The 15,496-nt window shown below is 70.6% G+C and carries 13 protein-coding genes; 6 read left to right on the top strand and 7 right to left on the bottom strand.

The annotated features are described in order from the left end of the window. The gene (locus NRF20_RS20250) at window positions 1–384 is read left to right on the top strand and encodes a cold-shock protein (RefSeq protein ID WP_072485776.1); all 384 of its coding nucleotides are present in this window, start codon (window positions 1–3) and stop codon (window positions 382–384) included. A gap of 29 nt (window positions 385–413) precedes the next feature. Here the strand turns inward: NRF20_RS20250 and NRF20_RS20245 are convergent, their stop codons facing one another. The 4 genes from NRF20_RS20245 to NRF20_RS20230 are packed head-to-tail and all read right to left on the bottom strand — an operon-like array spanning window position 414 to window position 3,958. Beyond that, window positions 414–1,280, bottom strand: a complete 867-nt coding sequence (locus NRF20_RS20245) for a 1,4-dihydroxy-6-naphthoate synthase (protein ID WP_413753009.1) — start codon at window positions 1,278–1,280, stop codon at window positions 414–416. After that, window positions 1,261–1,983, bottom strand: coding sequence for a futalosine hydrolase (locus tag NRF20_RS20240; protein ID WP_413753008.1), 723 nt, complete (start codon window positions 1,981–1,983; stop codon window positions 1,261–1,263). Before NRF20_RS20240 ends, NRF20_RS20245 begins: the two co-directional genes overlap by 20 nt. A gap of 40 nt (window positions 1,984–2,023) precedes the next feature. Further along, complete coding sequence (locus tag NRF20_RS20235; protein WP_398630169.1) at window positions 2,024–2,506, bottom strand: DUF2771 domain-containing protein; 483 nt, start codon at window positions 2,504–2,506, stop codon at window positions 2,024–2,026. Between the two features lie 27 nt (window positions 2,507–2,533). Then, complete coding sequence (locus tag NRF20_RS20230) at window positions 2,534–3,958, bottom strand: MFS transporter (protein ID WP_398630170.1); 1,425 nt, start codon at window positions 3,956–3,958, stop codon at window positions 2,534–2,536. Between the two features lie 428 nt (window positions 3,959–4,386). On the opposite strand from NRF20_RS20230, the gene NRF20_RS20225 reads away from it, so the two are divergent. From NRF20_RS20225 to NRF20_RS20210, 4 genes are all read left to right on the top strand, one after another. Next, window positions 4,387–5,322, top strand: coding sequence for a DUF3027 domain-containing protein (locus NRF20_RS20225; protein WP_398630171.1), 936 nt, complete (start codon window positions 4,387–4,389; stop codon window positions 5,320–5,322). Window positions 5,323–5,706: 384 nt separating this feature from the next. After that, a complete protein-coding gene (locus NRF20_RS20220) occupies window positions 5,707–8,913 on the top strand; it encodes a sacsin N-terminal ATP-binding-like domain-containing protein (RefSeq protein ID WP_413754584.1) in 3,207 nt (1,068 codons plus the stop codon). Between the two features lie 173 nt (window positions 8,914–9,086). Then, entirely contained in the window at window positions 9,087–9,971 is an 885-nt protein-coding gene (locus NRF20_RS20215) for a DUF5707 domain-containing protein (RefSeq protein ID WP_413753007.1), read from the top strand. Between the two features lie 139 nt (window positions 9,972–10,110). After that, window positions 10,111–10,425: a hypothetical protein gene (locus NRF20_RS20210; protein ID WP_398630173.1), complete on the top strand. Its 315-nt coding sequence runs from the start codon at window positions 10,111–10,113 to the stop codon at window positions 10,423–10,425. A 121-nt stretch (window positions 10,426–10,546) separates the two neighbouring features. Here the strand turns inward: NRF20_RS20210 and NRF20_RS20205 are convergent, their stop codons facing one another. Both NRF20_RS20205 and NRF20_RS20200 read right to left on the bottom strand, forming a co-directional pair. Beyond that, entirely contained in the window at window positions 10,547–13,027 is a 2,481-nt protein-coding gene (locus NRF20_RS20205) for an HAD-IC family P-type ATPase (protein ID WP_413753006.1), read from the bottom strand. Between the two features lie 167 nt (window positions 13,028–13,194). After that, the gene (locus NRF20_RS20200) at window positions 13,195–13,509 is read right to left on the bottom strand and encodes a DUF2530 domain-containing protein (protein WP_398630175.1); all 315 of its coding nucleotides are present in this window, start codon (window positions 13,507–13,509) and stop codon (window positions 13,195–13,197) included. A 221-nt stretch (window positions 13,510–13,730) separates the two neighbouring features. Between NRF20_RS20200 and NRF20_RS20195 the strand changes: the two genes are divergently transcribed. Further along, window positions 13,731–15,185: an NCS2 family permease gene (locus tag NRF20_RS20195; RefSeq protein ID WP_266359104.1), complete on the top strand. Its 1,455-nt coding sequence runs from the start codon at window positions 13,731–13,733 to the stop codon at window positions 15,183–15,185. On the opposite strand, the gene NRF20_RS20190 is transcribed toward NRF20_RS20195, so the two are convergent. Continuing rightward, complete coding sequence (locus tag NRF20_RS20190) at window positions 15,178–15,393, bottom strand: ribbon-helix-helix protein, CopG family (protein WP_176740457.1); 216 nt, start codon at window positions 15,391–15,393, stop codon at window positions 15,178–15,180. The genes NRF20_RS20195 and NRF20_RS20190 overlap by 8 nt on opposite strands. Window positions 15,394–15,496: the final 103 nt, after the last annotated feature.

Below are 15,496 nucleotides of genomic sequence, written 5' to 3'. Positions count from 1 at the left end.
TTGCCGACTGGCAAGGTCAAATGGTTCAACAGCGAGAAGGGCTTCGGCTTCCTCTCCCGCGACGACGGCGGTGACGTCTTCGTGCACTCCTCGGTGCTTCCCGACGGCGTCGACGCACTCAAGCCCGGCCAGCGCGTCGAATTCGGCGTCGTCGCAGGTCAGCGTGGAGACCAGGCGCTCTCGGTGGCGATCCTGGACCCGACCCCGTCCGTCGCGGCCGCACAGCGCCGCAAGCCGGACGAGCTCGCGTCCATCGTGCAGGACCTGACCACCCTGCTGGAGAACATCACACCGATGCTGGAGCGCGGCCGCTACCCCGACAAGGCGGCCGGCAAGAAGATCGGCGGCCTGCTGCGCGCGGTCGCCGACCAGCTCGACGTCTGACTTCCGGACTCCCGGACCCCCGGCGGATCTCAGACGAACGACAGCGCATCCGGGCCGAGGGGCGGTACCAGCCCCTCGGCCGCGGCGCGGGTCAGCAGTCCGCGGATCGCCGCGTAGCCGTCCTCGCCGAGGTCGGCGGTGAACTCGTTGACGTACAGCCCGATGTGCTGGTCCGCCACGGCCGGGTCCATCTCCTGCGCGTGCTCCAGCACGTAGGGCCGTGACGCCTGAGGGTCGTCCCAGGCCATCCGTACCGAGGTGCGCACCGACTCGGCGAGCAGCTTCAGCGTGCCCGCGCCCAGCGACCGCTTGGCGATGATCGCGCCGAGCGGGATCGGCAGCCCGGTCGTCTCCTCCCAGTGCCGGCCCATGTCCGCGAGGTTGTGCAGGCCGTAGTTCTGGTACGTGAAACGGGCCTCGTGGATGACGAGACCGGCGTCCACCTTCCCGTCGCGCACGGCGGGCATGATCTCGTCGAACGGCATGACGACGATGTCGCCGACCCCGCCCGGCACCACTTCCGCCGCCCAGAGCCGGAACAGCAGATAAGCCGTGGAGCGCTCACTCGGCACGGCGACGGTCTTTCCCGTCAGATCCGTGCCCGCCTCCTTCGTGAGGACGAGCGGTCCGCAGCCCCGCCCCAGCGCCCCGCCGCACGGCAGCAGCGCGTACTCGTCGAGCACCCAGGGCAGCACCGCGTACGAAACCTTGAGCACGTCGAGTTCGCCGCGCTCGGCCATTTTGTTGGTGATGTCGATGTCGGCGAAGGTGACATCGAGGGCGGGCGCGCCGGGGACCCTTCCGTGCGCCCAGGCGTCGAAGACGAAGGTGTCGTTCGGGCACGGAGAGAAAGCGATGTGCAACGGGTTCGACGGGTTACGAGTCGTGTCGTTCATGGTGGGTCCAACCTTCCAGTGCGGGGACGATCTTCCCGAATGCCCCGGTGAGTGCGGCCAGCGCGTCGCCGATGCGCCAGGCGTCCCGGTCGCGCGGGCCGACGGCGTTCGAGACCGCCCTCAGTTCCAGCACCGGTACGCCCGTCCGTTCGGCGGCCTCGGCGACACCGAAGCCCTCCATGGCCTCGGCGGCAGCCTGGGGGTGTGCGGCCAGCAGGGCGGCGGCGCGCTCGGCGCTGCCGGTCACGGTGGAGACGGTGAGGATCTCGCCGGTGAGCGCGCCGGTGGCGGCGGCCACGTCGCGTACCTGCGCGGGCGGTGGCGTGTACCGGTCGCGGCCGAAGCCCAGACCGGTGACGGGCACGAAGCCCTCGGGGGTCTCGGCGCCCAGATCGGCGGCGACGACACCGCTCGCGACGACGAGCGAGCCGACCGGGGCGACGGGCGCGAATCCGCCGCCGATCCCGGCCGAGACGACGAGGTCGTACGGCCCGGAGGCAAGGCCGAAGGCCGTCGCGGCGGCCGCGGCGGCCGGTCCGGCGCCGCCCGCGAGGACATCGACGACGCCGCAGCCGCCGGGGTCGCCCACGCGGTGGAGCCGAGCGCCCGGCACCTCGTGCACGGCCACCTCGGACACATCCCCGAACGCACGCGTGACCGCGTCCCGTTCTGCTGGGACAGCGGTCACGACGAGCACACGCACGGGGCGGATCCTCCGAGGTCAGGAGGGGGAGGGAAAGGGGTCAGGAGGTCTTCTTCAGCTCGAAGTGCCAGATGCCGGTGAGCTTCTTGCCCTTGGTCTCCACGATGCTGATCTGCGTCTTGTTGCTCGTGGTCTCGCCGGTCTGGCTGGAGAAGAAGGCGCTGCCCGGGATGGACCGGTAGGTCTTCTTGTACGGCTCCTGCTCGGCCTGCTGGCCGTTGATGAACAGCGTCCAGCCGTTGTCCGCGATCTCCGGGTCGACGCCGAAGCGGACCTTGTCGTCCATCGCGACCTCGACGGACTTCTCCGCCTTCTTGTTGAGGCAGCCCTGGACTTCGGACTCCTTGAGGGCATTGCCGTCGTTGTAGCAGGACGCCTCGGTGCTCACCGTGTTGCCGCCGACCGTTACGGTCGCGAGCGGCGTCGGCTTGTCGCAGGCGGAGAGGACAAGGAGTCCCGCGGACACGGCACCAAGAGCGACGCCGATTCGACGGCCCTTACCGGAGAAGAACGCAACGGTCATGGGCCGAAGGCTATCGGTCGCTCCGGCTCACGCCACGCGGGGGTGCGGCGAGCCGCGTCGCGCGGCGCTCAGCAGCCCCCGTACGGACGTGGCGGCGCCCAGGGTGAGGATGCCCGCGGCGACCGACATGCCCAGTACGCCGTTGAGGGGGAGGGCGATGCCGATGCCGCCGCCGATCACCCACGCCATCTGGAGCACGGTCTCGGACCGGGCGAACGCGGATGTCCGTACCTCTTCGGGCACGTCGCGCTGGATCATCGCGTCCAGCGAGAGCTTCGACAGGGCCTGGGTGAAGCCCGCCGTCGCGCTGAGCGCGGCGACCATGACGGTGCTGAAGAAGAGCGCGGTGAGCACGGCGACGCCCAGGGCCAGGGCCAGCACCGAGGCGACGATCACTTCGGGGCCGCGGGCCCGGAGCCAGGAGCCGACCGCCGTACCGAGCGCGTTGCCGACACCGGCCGCCACACCGACGATGCCGAGCGAGACGGCGGCGCTCTGCCCGGCGAGCGGCTGCTCGCGCAGCAGGAACGCCAGGAAGAAGATCAGGAAACCGGAGAGCGCGCGGTGCGCGGTGTTGGCCTGGAGCCCGTTCAGCACGGACGGCCCCACGGACCGCAGCCCGGGCCGCTTCTCTCCCCGCTTCTCCCTGCCCCTCGTCCTTCCGTTGCCCTTCCCGTTCCGCTTTGCCTCGGGCCGGGGGGACGTCACGCCGTGCGGCGGCACCAGCTGGGCCTTCCGCTCGCCCTTCGAGGAGTCGACCTTGTGCGGCAGCGTGAAGGCGAGGACGGTCCCCCCGATGAAGATCACGCACGCGCCGTACAGCGGCCAGGCGGACCCGATGGTGTGCAGCCCCGCCCCGATCGGGGCGGCGACCCCGGTCGCCAGGAGCCCGGCCAGGGTGACCCGGGAGTTCGCCTTCACCAGGGAGAAGCGGGGCGGCAGCAGACGCGGTACGACGGCGCTGCGTACGACTCCGTACGCCTTCGAGCAGACCAGGACGCCCAGCGCGGCCGGATACAGCTCCAGGCCGCCGGTGGCGACCGCGCCCGCCATGGTGAGCGCGAGCACCGCACGGGCCAGCATCGCACCGGCCATCGCGGCGCGGCGGCCGTGCGGAAGATGGTCCAGGAGCGGGCCGATCACGGGCGCGAGGAGGGTGAAGGGCGCCATGGTGACGGCGAGGTAGAGGGCGACGCGGCCGCGGGCCTCGTCCGTCGGTACGGAGAAGAACACCGTCGAGGCGAGCGCGATCGTGATCATCACATCGCCCGCACCGTTCACGGCGTGCAGTTCGATCAGTTTGCCGAGCCCGGACTCCCCGGCGCCGTGGGCGTGCGTCGCCTTCCGGATTCCTCTCGCGGTGCCGGTGAACGGGGTGTGGAGGGCATGACCGATCGTCCGGCCCGTCCTGCGGAGCGGGCCGGAATCCTTGTGCGACCTGGCTGAAGTCACTTCGTCATAGTGCCCCAGTCACTGCGGTGACGAACCGGGATCGACGCAGGGCGTGGTGCACTCCGCCCTGTCGGGTCAGTGGTCCGCCCGGTCCGGGAACGGCCTGCCCGGACCGGGCCGGCAATTGTGACGGTTCCGAGGCGGACTTTGCACGGGACACGGCGCCGGATACGGCGTTGATTGGGACGGGCAGGTGGGCGGGGGGCGGCGGAGAGGGTAGCGTGCGTAGCGCGCCACCGGCGGTTGTTCTCGGCCGCGCGCCTATCGGCGATCCCGCAGAATGGATAGCAGAAGGTGCGCCCGAGGCAGGCACAACGGGTGTGGACGTCGACGCGGCCCTCAGGTCCGCTCCGCCCGCATCCGTCATGGCCGAATCGATGGATGTGCTGGCGCGCTCGTGAGACTGGCGTAGGAGAGAAGCGAGACCTGTGAGTGCTGTGACGACGCGAAGCCGTACGGCCCGTACCCCTGTTCCCGACCGTCTGTGCGCCGAGGCGGTGGACCTCGCCCGCGCGGCGGCCGAGGAAGCAGCCGCGCCGGGGGTCGTCGGTGAGCATGTGGCCGTGGTCTCCGAGGGGGACCGGGTCGTCACCCACTTCTTCGAGTGCATGGAGCCGGGCTACCGGGGCTGGCGTTGGGCGGTGACCGTCGCCCGGGCGTCCCGCGCGAAGAACGTCACCCTCGACGAGACGGTGCTGCTGCCCGGCAGCGACGCGCTCCTCGCTCCGGAGTGGGTGCCGTGGAGCGAGCGGCTGCGTCCCGGGGACATGGGGCCCGGCGATCTGCTGCCCACCGAGGCGGACGACATCCGCCTGGAGCCCGGCTACACCGGCGAGGACGAGCCGCCGCCGAGCTCCGCGATCTCCGAGGTGTCGCAGGAGATGGCCGACCTCGTCGACGCGGAGGACGCGGAGCTGACGACGCGCCCCGCGACGACGAGCCGGGGCTCGATCGCGGCGGTCGCGGAGGAGCTCGGTATGCGGCGGGCGCGGGTGCTGTCGCGGTACGGGCTGCACACGGCGGCCGACCGGTGGGACGAGGCGTTCGGCGCGAAGACGCCGATGGCTCAGGCGGCTCCGGCGTCCTGTGTCACCTGCGCGTTCCTGGTGCCGTTGGCGGGTTCGCTGAAGCAGGCGTTCGGGGTGTGTGCGAACGAGTTCGGTCCGGCGGACGGGCATGTGGTGTCGCTGTCGTACGGGTGCGGTGGGCATTCGGAGGCGGCGGTGATGCCGAAGCCGCCGAAGCCGGCGCCGCATGCGCTGGACACGATGCAGGTGGACGAGTATCCGTTGCGTCCGGCGCGGGACTCGGGCTCGGTCCCGGCGGAACCGGACGGCCCGACGGAGGACCTCGGTCACTCCTGAGCGGGGCGAGGTTTCGGGGGGTTCTCCGGCGCGCCCGGCCATCGAACCTGCGGGCCCGCCCCGCGAACCGCTTCCGTCCTCGATCTCCCCCATAGCCTCAAGGGCATGGGGGGACCCCCTCGACGGTTTTGAGACGCGCCTGTGGGCCCGCCCGGCGAACCATTTTGTCCTCGGTCGCCGGACGGGCTCGGTTTCGCACGCCCCAGCCCTTCCGGTGTTCGAGGACGGAACCGGAGCGGTGGTGTGCGGTGCGGCAGAATCCGGCCTGCCGTGGGCAACCCCGCAGACACGGCCCCCCGTCCGGCGAGAGGACCCGGTACCTTCAGGCGCACACTGGCGGCACGGGCAACGCGTAACCGGAAAGAGCGGAGTCAGAGCGTGAGCATGAATGCGACCGAGGGGGCCGACCCGTTCGGGACCGCACGGCTGCGACGCGGCGTGCTCGACGCCTGGGGCGCCGGCCCTGCCAGATTCCGCGAGGACGCCAACGCCGAGGAGGACCTCGCACTCGGCGGCTACCGCGACCGCCTCGTCGTCGAGCTGGCCCAGAACGCCGCCGACGCCGCCGCCCGCGCACAGGTTCCCGGCCGGCTCCGCCTCACCCTGCACCCGGCGACCGCGGACGCTCCCGCCGCACTCGCCGCCGCCAACACCGGTGCCCCCCTCGACGCCACCGGCGTGGAGTCGCTCTCCACCCTGCGCGCCTCCGCCAAGCGCGAGGGCCACGAGGGGGCCGTCGGCAGGTTCGGCGTCGGGTTCGCCGCCGTGCTCGCGGTGAGCGACGAGCCCGCCGTCGTCGGCCGGCACGGCGGCGTCCGCTGGTCCCTCGCCGAGGCCCGCGACCTCGCCGCAAGGACGGCCGTCGCCAGCCCGGGCCTCGGCGACGAGCTCCGCCGCCGCGACGGCCACGTACCCCTGCTGCGGCTCCCGCTGCCCGCCGAGGGCACCGCACCCGACGGGTACGACACCGTCGTCGTCCTCCCGCTGCGCGACGGCGGCGCCGAGGACCTCGTGGTCCGGCTGCTCGACGCGGTCGACGACGCGCTCCTGCTCACCCTGCGCGGCCTCGACGAGATCGTGATCGAAACCCCGGACACCGTACGGACGTTGCGCCGCTCGCAGCGCGGCCCGTACGCCCATGTCGAGGACTCCGCGCACGGTACGCACCGCTGGCGCACCGTCACCCGGCACGGCCCCGTCGAGCCCGCCCTGCTGGCCGACCGGCCCCGCGAGGAACGGCTTCGCCCGCACTGGTCGGTCACCTGGGCGGTGCCGGTGGACACGGAGGGTGCCCCGGTACGCCCCCGCACCGTCCCCGTCGTCCACGCGCCGACGCCCACCGACGAACCCCTCGGTATCCCCGCGCTGCTCATCGCGTCGCTGCCGCTCGACACCACCCGCCGCCACTTTGCACCGGGACCGCTCACCGACTTCCTGGTGCAGCGTGCGGCCGATGCGTACGCCGAGCTGCTCGCCGACTGGCAGCCGGTGTCCATCGACACCATCGACCTCGTCCCCGGACCGCTCGGCAAGGGCGAACTGGACGGCGCCCTGCGCGGCGCGATCCTGGAGCGGCTGCCGCGCGTCGCGTTCCTGGAGCCTGCCGCCCCGCGCGACGCCACCATCGAAACGGACCGGTGGGACACCTGGGACGCGCAGGCGGACGGCATCCGCGAGACGGCCACCACCGCGCTGCGCCCCATCGAGGCCGAGGTGCTGGAAGGCGTGGGCGCCGAGACCGTACGGGTGCTCGCCGAGGTTCTGCCGTGCCTGCTGCCCGCCGGACTGGAGCGCCGCAGCGAACTGCGCACCCTCGGCATCGCCCGCGTCCCGCTGACCGAGGCGATCGACCGTCTCGCCGGTCTGGAGCGCGACCCCGGCTGGTGGCGGCGGCTGTACGACAGCCTGTCCGGCATCGACCCGGACCGTCTCTCCGGCCTGCCCGTTCCGCTCGCCGGTGCACCGGAAGCACAGGACGCCGAGACCCCGACCGCCCCCCGCACCGCCATCGGCCCCCGCCAGGTCCTCCTCCCGTTCCCCGACGCGCTCACCGGCCCCGTCCTGGGCCGCCTCGCCCGGCTCGGGCTGAAGGTCGCGCACCCGGACGCCGCCCATCCGCTGCTGGAGAAGCTGGGCGCCCTGCCCGCCACGCCCCGCGCCGTGCTGACGACCCCGCAGGTGCGGGCAGCCGTCGCCGGATCGCTGGACGCGGGCGAGATCTGGGACGAGGACGCGCTGGACGCCGAAGAGCTCGCAGAGACCGTCCTCACCCTTGTGCGGGACGCGGAACTGGCACCGGGCGACGAGCCCTGGCTCGGCGCGCTCGCCCTTCCCGACGAGGACGGCGAACCCGCACCTGCCGGTGAACTCGTGCTGCCCGGCAGCCCGTTCGCGGCCATCATGCGGGAGGGTGAACTGGCGCTCTGCGACCAGGAAGTGACCGACCGCTGGGGCGAGCAGCCGCTCACCGCCTGTGGTGTGCTCGCCACCTTCGCCCTCGTACGGGCCACCGATGTCGTCCTGGATCCGGACGAACTGGAGCCCCGCGAGGGCGACTTCGCCGAGCCCGACGACGCCGGGCTGCTCGACGCCGTGGACGTGTGGTGCGAGGACATCCTCGACCAGCTTCCCGACACCGCCGTGCCGCCGGTCGCCACCGAACTCGTCGCCGTTCGCGACCTGGACCTCGTCGACGACGACGCCTGGCCGCAGGCGCTCGCCCTGCTCGCCCAGCCGCCGTTGCGCGACGCGCTGACCCAGCCGGTGCGGGTGCTGCTGCCCGACGGCACGACGCGGTCCGTCCGCCCCTACACGGCCTGGTGGCTGCGCGACCACCCCGTGCTCGACGGCCGCCGCCCGGCCGGTCTGCGGTCTGCGGGCGGCGACCCGCGGCTGGCCGGACTGTACGACTCCGCCGACGCGACCGGCTTCGACGACGCCCAGGTGCTTCGTGCCCTCGGCGTACGGACGTCCGTGACCGCCCTCCTCGACGAGCCGGGCGGCGCCGCCGAACTCCTCGGCCGGCTCGCGGACGGGGACCGTGTGGTCGGCCCCGTGCAACTGCACTCCCTGTACACGGCCCTGGCCGATCTCGACCCGGAACAGGTCACGCTGCCCGACGAACTGCGGGCCGTGGTCGACGGCGAGGTCCGGGTCGTCGACGCGGCGGACGCCATGATCGCGGACGCCCCGGATCTGCTGCCGCTCGCCGGAGGACTCCCGCTGCTCCCGGTCACCCCGACACGCGCGGCCGATCTGGCCGAGCTGTTCCAGGTGCGCAGGCTCGGCGAGAGCGTCGAGGCGGAGGTGACGACGGAGGGCGAGGGGCACCAGGTGCCGGATTCGGTACGGGTCCTCCTCGGCGCCGGAACCCCGGACGCGTACATCGAGCACGGCGAACTGCGCGCGGGCGGCGTCGAACTGGACTGGCGCCAAACCCCCGACGGGACGGTGCACGCCGCCACGCTGGAAGGCGTCGCGGCGGGCCTGGCCTGGGCGGCGGGGCAGTGGCCGCGCCGCTTCGAGGTCGCGGCGCTGCTGGAGGACCCGTCCCGTACGGAGGAACTGGCCCGGGACCGCTGGTTCGACTGAGACGAGGAGCCCCCGGACACGGAAGGGTGATCTCCTCAAAATATTCAGCTCGGCGTACAACCCTTCACATGTGTTGCAGGTCTGGTCTTTCGAGTCAGCAGACTCACAGACCAAACGAGCCCCGTCCGGGTCGCACCACATACTCGCGGGGCCTTTCTCCACTGGGGAAACACATGCGCATTCGTGCCACTGTTGCTGCCGTTACCGGCGCCCTGGCTCTGTCCGCTCTGGCCATCCCGGCCGCCCACGCGGATGACCGGTCCGTTCCGAACCTGCACAAGCCGACATCGGCTGCCGAGGTCTTCGGCACCACCGCCAAGGGCTCGTCGAAGGCCGCCGCGGCCACCACCGCGGCCACGGCGGAACCCGTCATCTCGAAGGTCGTCGTCAACGGCGGCAAGGACATCGTCCTCGGCACCACCGCCTTGAAGACGATCTCCATCTCGCTCACCGCGTCGCACGCGTCCGGTGTCGTCGACGCCTACGCCGACCTGTGGCACGGCACGGACCCGTCCTCCGAGAACACCATCGACGGGGCCATCCTGCCGAACGAGGACGCGGCGACGTGCACCAAGGTCAGCGCGACGACCTCGACCTGCAAGCTGACCTTCACGATCGACCCGCGCTACGACCTGTACAAGAACTCCCTGGCCGGCACCTGGCACGTCACCGCGGCTGCCCTCGCCGGTAACAACACCGACTTCGCCTACACCGACTTCTACAGCACCGCCCGGGTGCAGCGGCTGTCGAAGCTGACGGTCAACGCCGCTCCGGAGCCCGTGAGGAAGGGCGGGACGATCACGGCCACCGGCAAGCTGTCGCGGGCGAACTGGGAGGACCACGCGTATCACGGCTACGCCGGCCAGCCGGTGAAGCTCCAGTTCCGCAAGAAGACCAGCAGCACCTACACCACGGTCAAGACCATCAAGACGAACAGCACCGGCAACCTCAAGACGACCGTCACGGCGTCGGTCGACGGTTACTGGCGCTACAGCTTCGCCGGTACGTCCACCACCCCGGCGGTCACGACCGCGGGCGACTTCGTCGACGTGCGGTAGTTCCTCCGTACGTAAAAGCACCACCGCGCACCACTTCGGGCCGTGCCCGGGGACGGCTCCCGTCCTCCCGGACACGGCCCGTTCGCGTCCCGTGCCACCGGTTCGTCGAGTTGGCCGAGTCGACAGACTGGGGAATCACATGCGTATCCGTGCCGCAGTCGCCGCTGTTTCCGGTGCTCTCGCACTGTCCGCCCTCACCGCGTCGGCCGCTCATGCGGGCGAGGCCGTGAAGCCCGGCTCCGCGCTCCCCGTCATCTCCAAGGTCTCCGTCAACGGCGGCAAGGACATCGTCCTGGGGACGACGGCCCCGAAGACGATCACCCTCTCGGTCACCGCCTCGCACGCCTCCGGCATCGTCGACGGCTGGGTGTTCCTGTGGCACGGGACCGACTCGGAAGAGGGCATGGACGGCGCGCTGGTGCCCGCGGGCGACCCGACCTGCGAGAGCGCCTGAAGACGACCGTCAAGGCGTCGGTCGACGGTTACTGGCGCTACAGCTTCGCCGGTACGTCCACCACCCCGGCGGTCACGACCGCGGGCGACTTCGTCGACGTGAAGTAGCCCCCGCGCAGGAACTACACCGGGAAGCGGCGGCCGACCAGCCGCCAGGCGAACTCCAGGCCGGCCGCCGCCACCACCGCGATCCCCACCGCGGTCCACGGCATCGCCGCTCCCACCAGCTTCAGTGCGAAGAAGTTCTGCAGCCACGGCACCACCAGCACGATCAGGAACGCCAGCCCCATCGCCGCCACCAGGCAGATCCGCCACCAGGTGTACGGGCGGGCGATGATCGCCAGGACCCACATCGAGACCAGGAACAGCGTGAGCGTGGCCGCGCTGGTCTCCGCGTCCAGCGCACCCGTACCGGAGTAGTAGTGCCGGGCGATCAGATACGTCACGAAGGTGGCGACGGCAGCGATGACGCCCGACGGGATCGCGTACCGCATGACACGGCGCACGAAGTGCGGATGGGCCCGTTCCTTGTTGGGGGCGAGGGCCAGGAAGAACGCCGGGACGCCGATCGTCAGCGTCGACAGCAGGGTCAGATGGCGCGGCAGGAACGGGTAGTCGACCTGGAAGCAGACCACCAGGATCGCCAGCAGCACCGAGTAGACGGTCTTGGTCAGGAACAGGGTGGCGACCCGGGTGATGTTGCCGATCACCCGGCGGCCCTCGGCGACGACGGACGGCAGCGTCGCGAAGCTGTTGTCGAGCAGCACGATCTGGGCGACGGCCCGGGTCGCCTCGGAGCCCGAACCCATGGAGACGCCGATGTCGGCGTCCTTCAGAGCCAGCACGTCGTTGACGCCGTCGCCGGTCATCGCGACGGTGTGACCGCGGGACTGGAGCGCGCCGACCATGTCCCGCTTCTGCTGCGGGGTGACCCGGCCGAAGACCGCGTTCTCCTCCATGGCCGTGGCCATGTCGTCCGGGCCGGTGGGCAGCCGACGCGCGTCCAGGGTGTTCTCGGCGCCCGGCAGGCCGAGCTTTCCGGCGACCGCGCCGACGGAGACCGCGTTGTCGCCGGAGATGACCTTCGCGGCGACCTGTTGGTCGGCGAAGTAGGCCAGCGTCTCCCCGGCGTCCGGCCGCAGCCGCTGTTCCAGGACGACCAGTGCGCTCGGTACGGCTCCGGCGGCGATGTCCGGCCCTTCGAGCTCACCCTGCGCGCGGGCCAGCAGCAGCACCCGCAGCCCCTGCTCGTTGAGCTGCTCGATCTCGGTGAGTGCCGGGTCCTGCTCGGGCAGCAGCACATCGGGCGCGCCCAGGAGCCAGGCCGACGCCCGGCCGCCGCCCTCGTCGAACGCGGCGCCGCTGTACTTGCGGGCCGAGGAGAACGGCAGTGACTGCGTGCACCGCCACTCCTCCCCGTCGGGGTAGGCGTCGACGATGGCCTGCAGGCTGGCGTTGGGCCGGGGGTCGGACGCGCCGAGGGCACCCAGTACGCGCTGTATGTACGTGTCCTCCGCACCGCCCAGCGCCCTGACCTCGGTGACGTCCATGCCGCCCTCGGTGAGGGTGCCGGTCTTGTCCAGGCAGACGACGTCGACGCGGGCCAGACCCTCGATGGCGGGGAGTTCCTGCACCAGACACTGTTTGCGGCCGAGCCGTACGACACCGATCGCGAAGGCGACCGAGGTGAGCAGTACCAGGCCTTCCGGGATCATCGGGACGATGCCGCCGACGGTCCGGGCGACCGACCCCTTGAGGTCGTTGTTGTTGACGACGAGCTGGCTGATGATCAGGCCGATCGCGGTCGGCACCATCATCCAGGTGACGTACTTGAGGATGGTGGAGATGCCGGTGCGCAGCTCGGACTGGACGAGGGTGAAGCGGGACGCCTCCTCGGCGAGCTGTGCGGCGTAGGCCTCGCGACCGACCTTGGTGGTGGCGAACGAGCCGCCGCCCGCGACGACGAAGCTGCCGGACATCACGGGGTCGCCGGGCTGCTTCAGCACCGGGTCGGCCTCGCCGGTGAGCAGCGATTCGTCGATCTCCAGACTGTCGGCCTCGGCGACCGTGCCGTCCACGACGACCTTGTCGCCGGGGCCCAGCTCGACGAGATCGCCGAGGACGATCTCGGAGGTGGAGATCTCGGCCGAGACCCCGTCGCGTCGCACCGTGGGTTTGGCCTCGCCGATGACCGCGAGGCTGTCGAGGGTCTTCTTGGCCCGCCACTCCTGGACGATGCCGATGCCGGTGTTGGCGATGATCACGAAGCCGAAGAGGCTGTCCTGGATCGGCGCGACGGACAGCATGATCAGCCAGAGCACGCCGATGATCAGGTTGAACCGGGTGAAGACGTTCGCGCGGACGATCTCGCGGACGGAACGGGACGAGCGGACGGGTACGTCGTTGACCTCACCGCGGGCGATCCGCTCGGCCACCTCGGCCGCGGTGAGCCCGCAGGTGCTCACGGCCGCGGCCGGCAGTTTCATCGGATGGACCGGGTCGAGCTCGGACCCGGCGTCGATCATGGCCGGATCGGGGCGGCCGGAGGTGCCGGATGCCCCGGCGGTCTGCTCACCGAAGGAGTGGGGTGCCCGCTGCGTCATGGTTCCGACGGTACGGGTGGATCGTCCGATTCACCCACTGAGGGGTCCGAAGATCAGACCGGGGGAGGAGGGGAATGGTCCTGTGGTGGTACGGAGGTCCTGATGCCGGGCGGTGTCGGATGGTGCCGGGCGGTGTCGGGCGGCGGCACCCGAGGCGCCGGACGGTTTCACGCCGTGGCGCCCGACGTGCCCTCCGTGCCCGTCCCGGCGCTCGGCGCGGAAGCCGCGGAAGCCGCAGCCGCGGCTGCCCGCTTGATCGCCGCGTCGCGCCCCCGTACGTACCAGATACCGATCAGGCCGAGCCCCGCACCGGCCAGGCAGGTCCACACCCACCACAGGTGCCCGTGGGCGTCGAACCAGCCGTAGAACGGCAGCTGGACCAGGAAGAGGACGAACCAGAGGATCGTGCCGCCGGTGATGGTGGCGACGACGGGCCCCTCCAGGGGCTCGGGTGCCTCGTGCTTCGGTGTCCACTTCGCCATGACCTCAGTGTATGGGCCCACCTGTGGCCGCTTCCCGTACCCCGTAAAGACGGCATGCATAAAGGCCGACAGGCCAGCTGAATTAAGGGTCTACGCGCGGAGATAGCGATCTTCGCCTTATGTATTCATACTGAATCTGCTTACGGCTGTCTCGAATTATTCGTGTAAAAGTCCAAAGCTGACCACTTTTAACCCCCCTCTACGTACGACTGAGGTCATACATGTCCCCCTCGGCCACCGCTTCGGTCGACTCCAAGCAGTCTCCGGCTCCTCAGCCGCACAACGGCCTGGATCGTTTCTTCAAGATCTCCGAGCGGGGGTCGTCGATTGCGCGCGAGATCCGCGGCGGATTCGCCACGTTCTTCGCAATGGCGTACATCATCGTGCTGAATCCGATCATTCTCGGTAGTGCGAAGGACATGTACGGGCATCAGCTCGACAGTGGGCAGCTGGTCACCGCCACCGTGCTGACCGCCGCGTTCTCCACGCTCCTGATGGGTGTCATCGGCAATGTGCCGATCGCGCTGGCCGCCGGCCTCGGCGTCAACACCGTCGTGGCCCTCCAGCTCGCCCCCAGGATGAGCTGGCCGGATGCGATGGGCATGGTCGTCCTCGCGGGCATCGTGGTCATGCTGCTGGTCGCGACCGGGCTCCGTGAACGCGTGATGCATGCCGTACCGAAGTCGCTCCGCAAGGGCATCGCGATCGGCATCGGTCTTTTCATCCTGCTGATCGGCCTGGTCGACTCGGGCTTCGTCTCCCGTATCCCGGACGCCGCGCACACGACCGTGCCGCTCCAGCTCGGCAGCGACGGCCACCTCAACGGCTGGCCGGTTCTGGTCTTCATCCTCGGCGCGCTGCTCACCCTCGCGCTGATCGTCCGCAAGGTGCCGGGCGCGATCCTGATCTCCATCGTCGCGATGACGGTCGTCGCGATGATCATCGACGCGGTCGCCGATCTGCCGGGCGAGGCATGGGGTCTGACCGTCCCGCAGTGGCCGGGCAACCCGGTCGCCACCCCGGACTTCGGGCTGATCGGCAAGGTCAGCCTGTTCGGCGGCTTCGACAAGGTCGGTGTGCTCACCGGCATCCTGTTCGTCTTCACCGTGCTGCTGTCCTGCTTCTTCGACGCGATGGGCACCATCCTCGGCGTCGGCGACGAGGCGAAGCTGACGGACAAGGACGGCAACTTCCCCGGCATCAACAAGGTGCTGTTCGTCGACGGCATCGCGGTCGCCGCGGGCGGCGCGAGCTCCGCCTCGGCGGGTACCTGCTTCGTGGAGTCCACGGCGGGTGTCGGCGAGGGCGCCCGCACCGGCTTCGCGAGCATCGTGACGGGTCTGCTGTTCACGGTGGCGCTGTTCCTGACGCCGTTGGCGACCATGGTCCCGTCGCAGGCGGCCACCCCGGCGCTGCTGGCGGTCGGCTTCCTGATCATCTCGGGTTCGGTACGGGACATCGACTGGAGCGACTACACGCTCGCCATCCCGGCCTTCCTGGCCATGCTGATGATGCCGTTCACGTACTCGATCACCAACGGCATCGGCATCGGCTTCATCGCCTTCTCCGTGCTGCGGGTCGTGGCCGGGCGCTGGCGCGAGGTGCCTGCGGCCATGTACGTGGTGTCGGCGGTCTTCGTCTTCTACTACGCGATGCCGGCCCTCGGCCTCACGTGACCTCCTCCGCCCTGATCCCTGCGGTCCCTTCCGGGCCGTAGAACTTCTCCGTCTCGTCGACGGCCGCCTTGAAGCGCTCGTCGAAGTCATCGCGAATGAGCGTCCGGACGACATAGTCCTGGACGCTCATTCCGCGTTTGGCGGCATGCTGCCTGAGCCGGTCGAGCAGCTCACCGTCTATCCGCAGGCTGAGCACAGTCGATCCCATGGCAAGCAGGGTTACGGCCCACGAGGTCGTTTGGCGTCACTTTCCGGATCCGACTCACTCGTTCGGGTGATCGATTGGGTGAGGTGGCTCTCGCGCGTGTAAC

This window comes from Streptomyces sp. R-74717, assembly GCF_047305335.1.
Classification (GTDB): domain Bacteria; phylum Actinomycetota; class Actinomycetes; order Streptomycetales; family Streptomycetaceae; genus Streptomyces; species Streptomyces atratus.
Note: the sequence above shows the minus strand (reverse complement) of the source record. Positions and strands in the feature narration are given on the sequence as shown.

What these genes read in the sequence shown, in the direction of transcription:
- NRF20_RS20205 (WP_413753006.1), bottom strand. Translation starts at nt 13,027, where the DNA reads ATGACGCAGCGGGCACCCCACTCCTTCGGTGAGCAGACCGCCGGGGCA.
- NRF20_RS20210 (WP_398630173.1), top strand. Translation starts at nt 10,111, where the DNA reads ATGCGTATCCGTGCCGCAGTCGCCGCTGTTTCCGGTGCTCTCGCACTG.
- NRF20_RS20195 (WP_266359104.1), top strand. Translation starts at nt 13,731, where the DNA reads ATGTCCCCCTCGGCCACCGCTTCGGTCGACTCCAAGCAGTCTCCGGCT.
- NRF20_RS20235 (WP_398630169.1), bottom strand. Translation starts at nt 2,506, where the DNA reads ATGACCGTTGCGTTCTTCTCCGGTAAGGGCCGTCGAATCGGCGTCGCT.
- NRF20_RS20245 (WP_413753009.1), bottom strand. Translation starts at nt 1,280, where the DNA reads ATGAACGACACGACTCGTAACCCGTCGAACCCGTTGCACATCGCTTTC.
- NRF20_RS20200 (WP_398630175.1), bottom strand. Translation starts at nt 13,509, where the DNA reads ATGGCGAAGTGGACACCGAAGCACGAGGCACCCGAGCCCCTGGAGGGG.
- NRF20_RS20220 (WP_413754584.1), top strand. Translation starts at nt 5,707, where the DNA reads ATGAATGCGACCGAGGGGGCCGACCCGTTCGGGACCGCACGGCTGCGA.
- NRF20_RS20190 (WP_176740457.1), bottom strand. Translation starts at nt 15,393, where the DNA reads ATGGGATCGACTGTGCTCAGCCTGCGGATAGACGGTGAGCTGCTCGAC.
- NRF20_RS20215 (WP_413753007.1), top strand. Translation starts at nt 9,087, where the DNA reads ATGCGCATTCGTGCCACTGTTGCTGCCGTTACCGGCGCCCTGGCTCTG.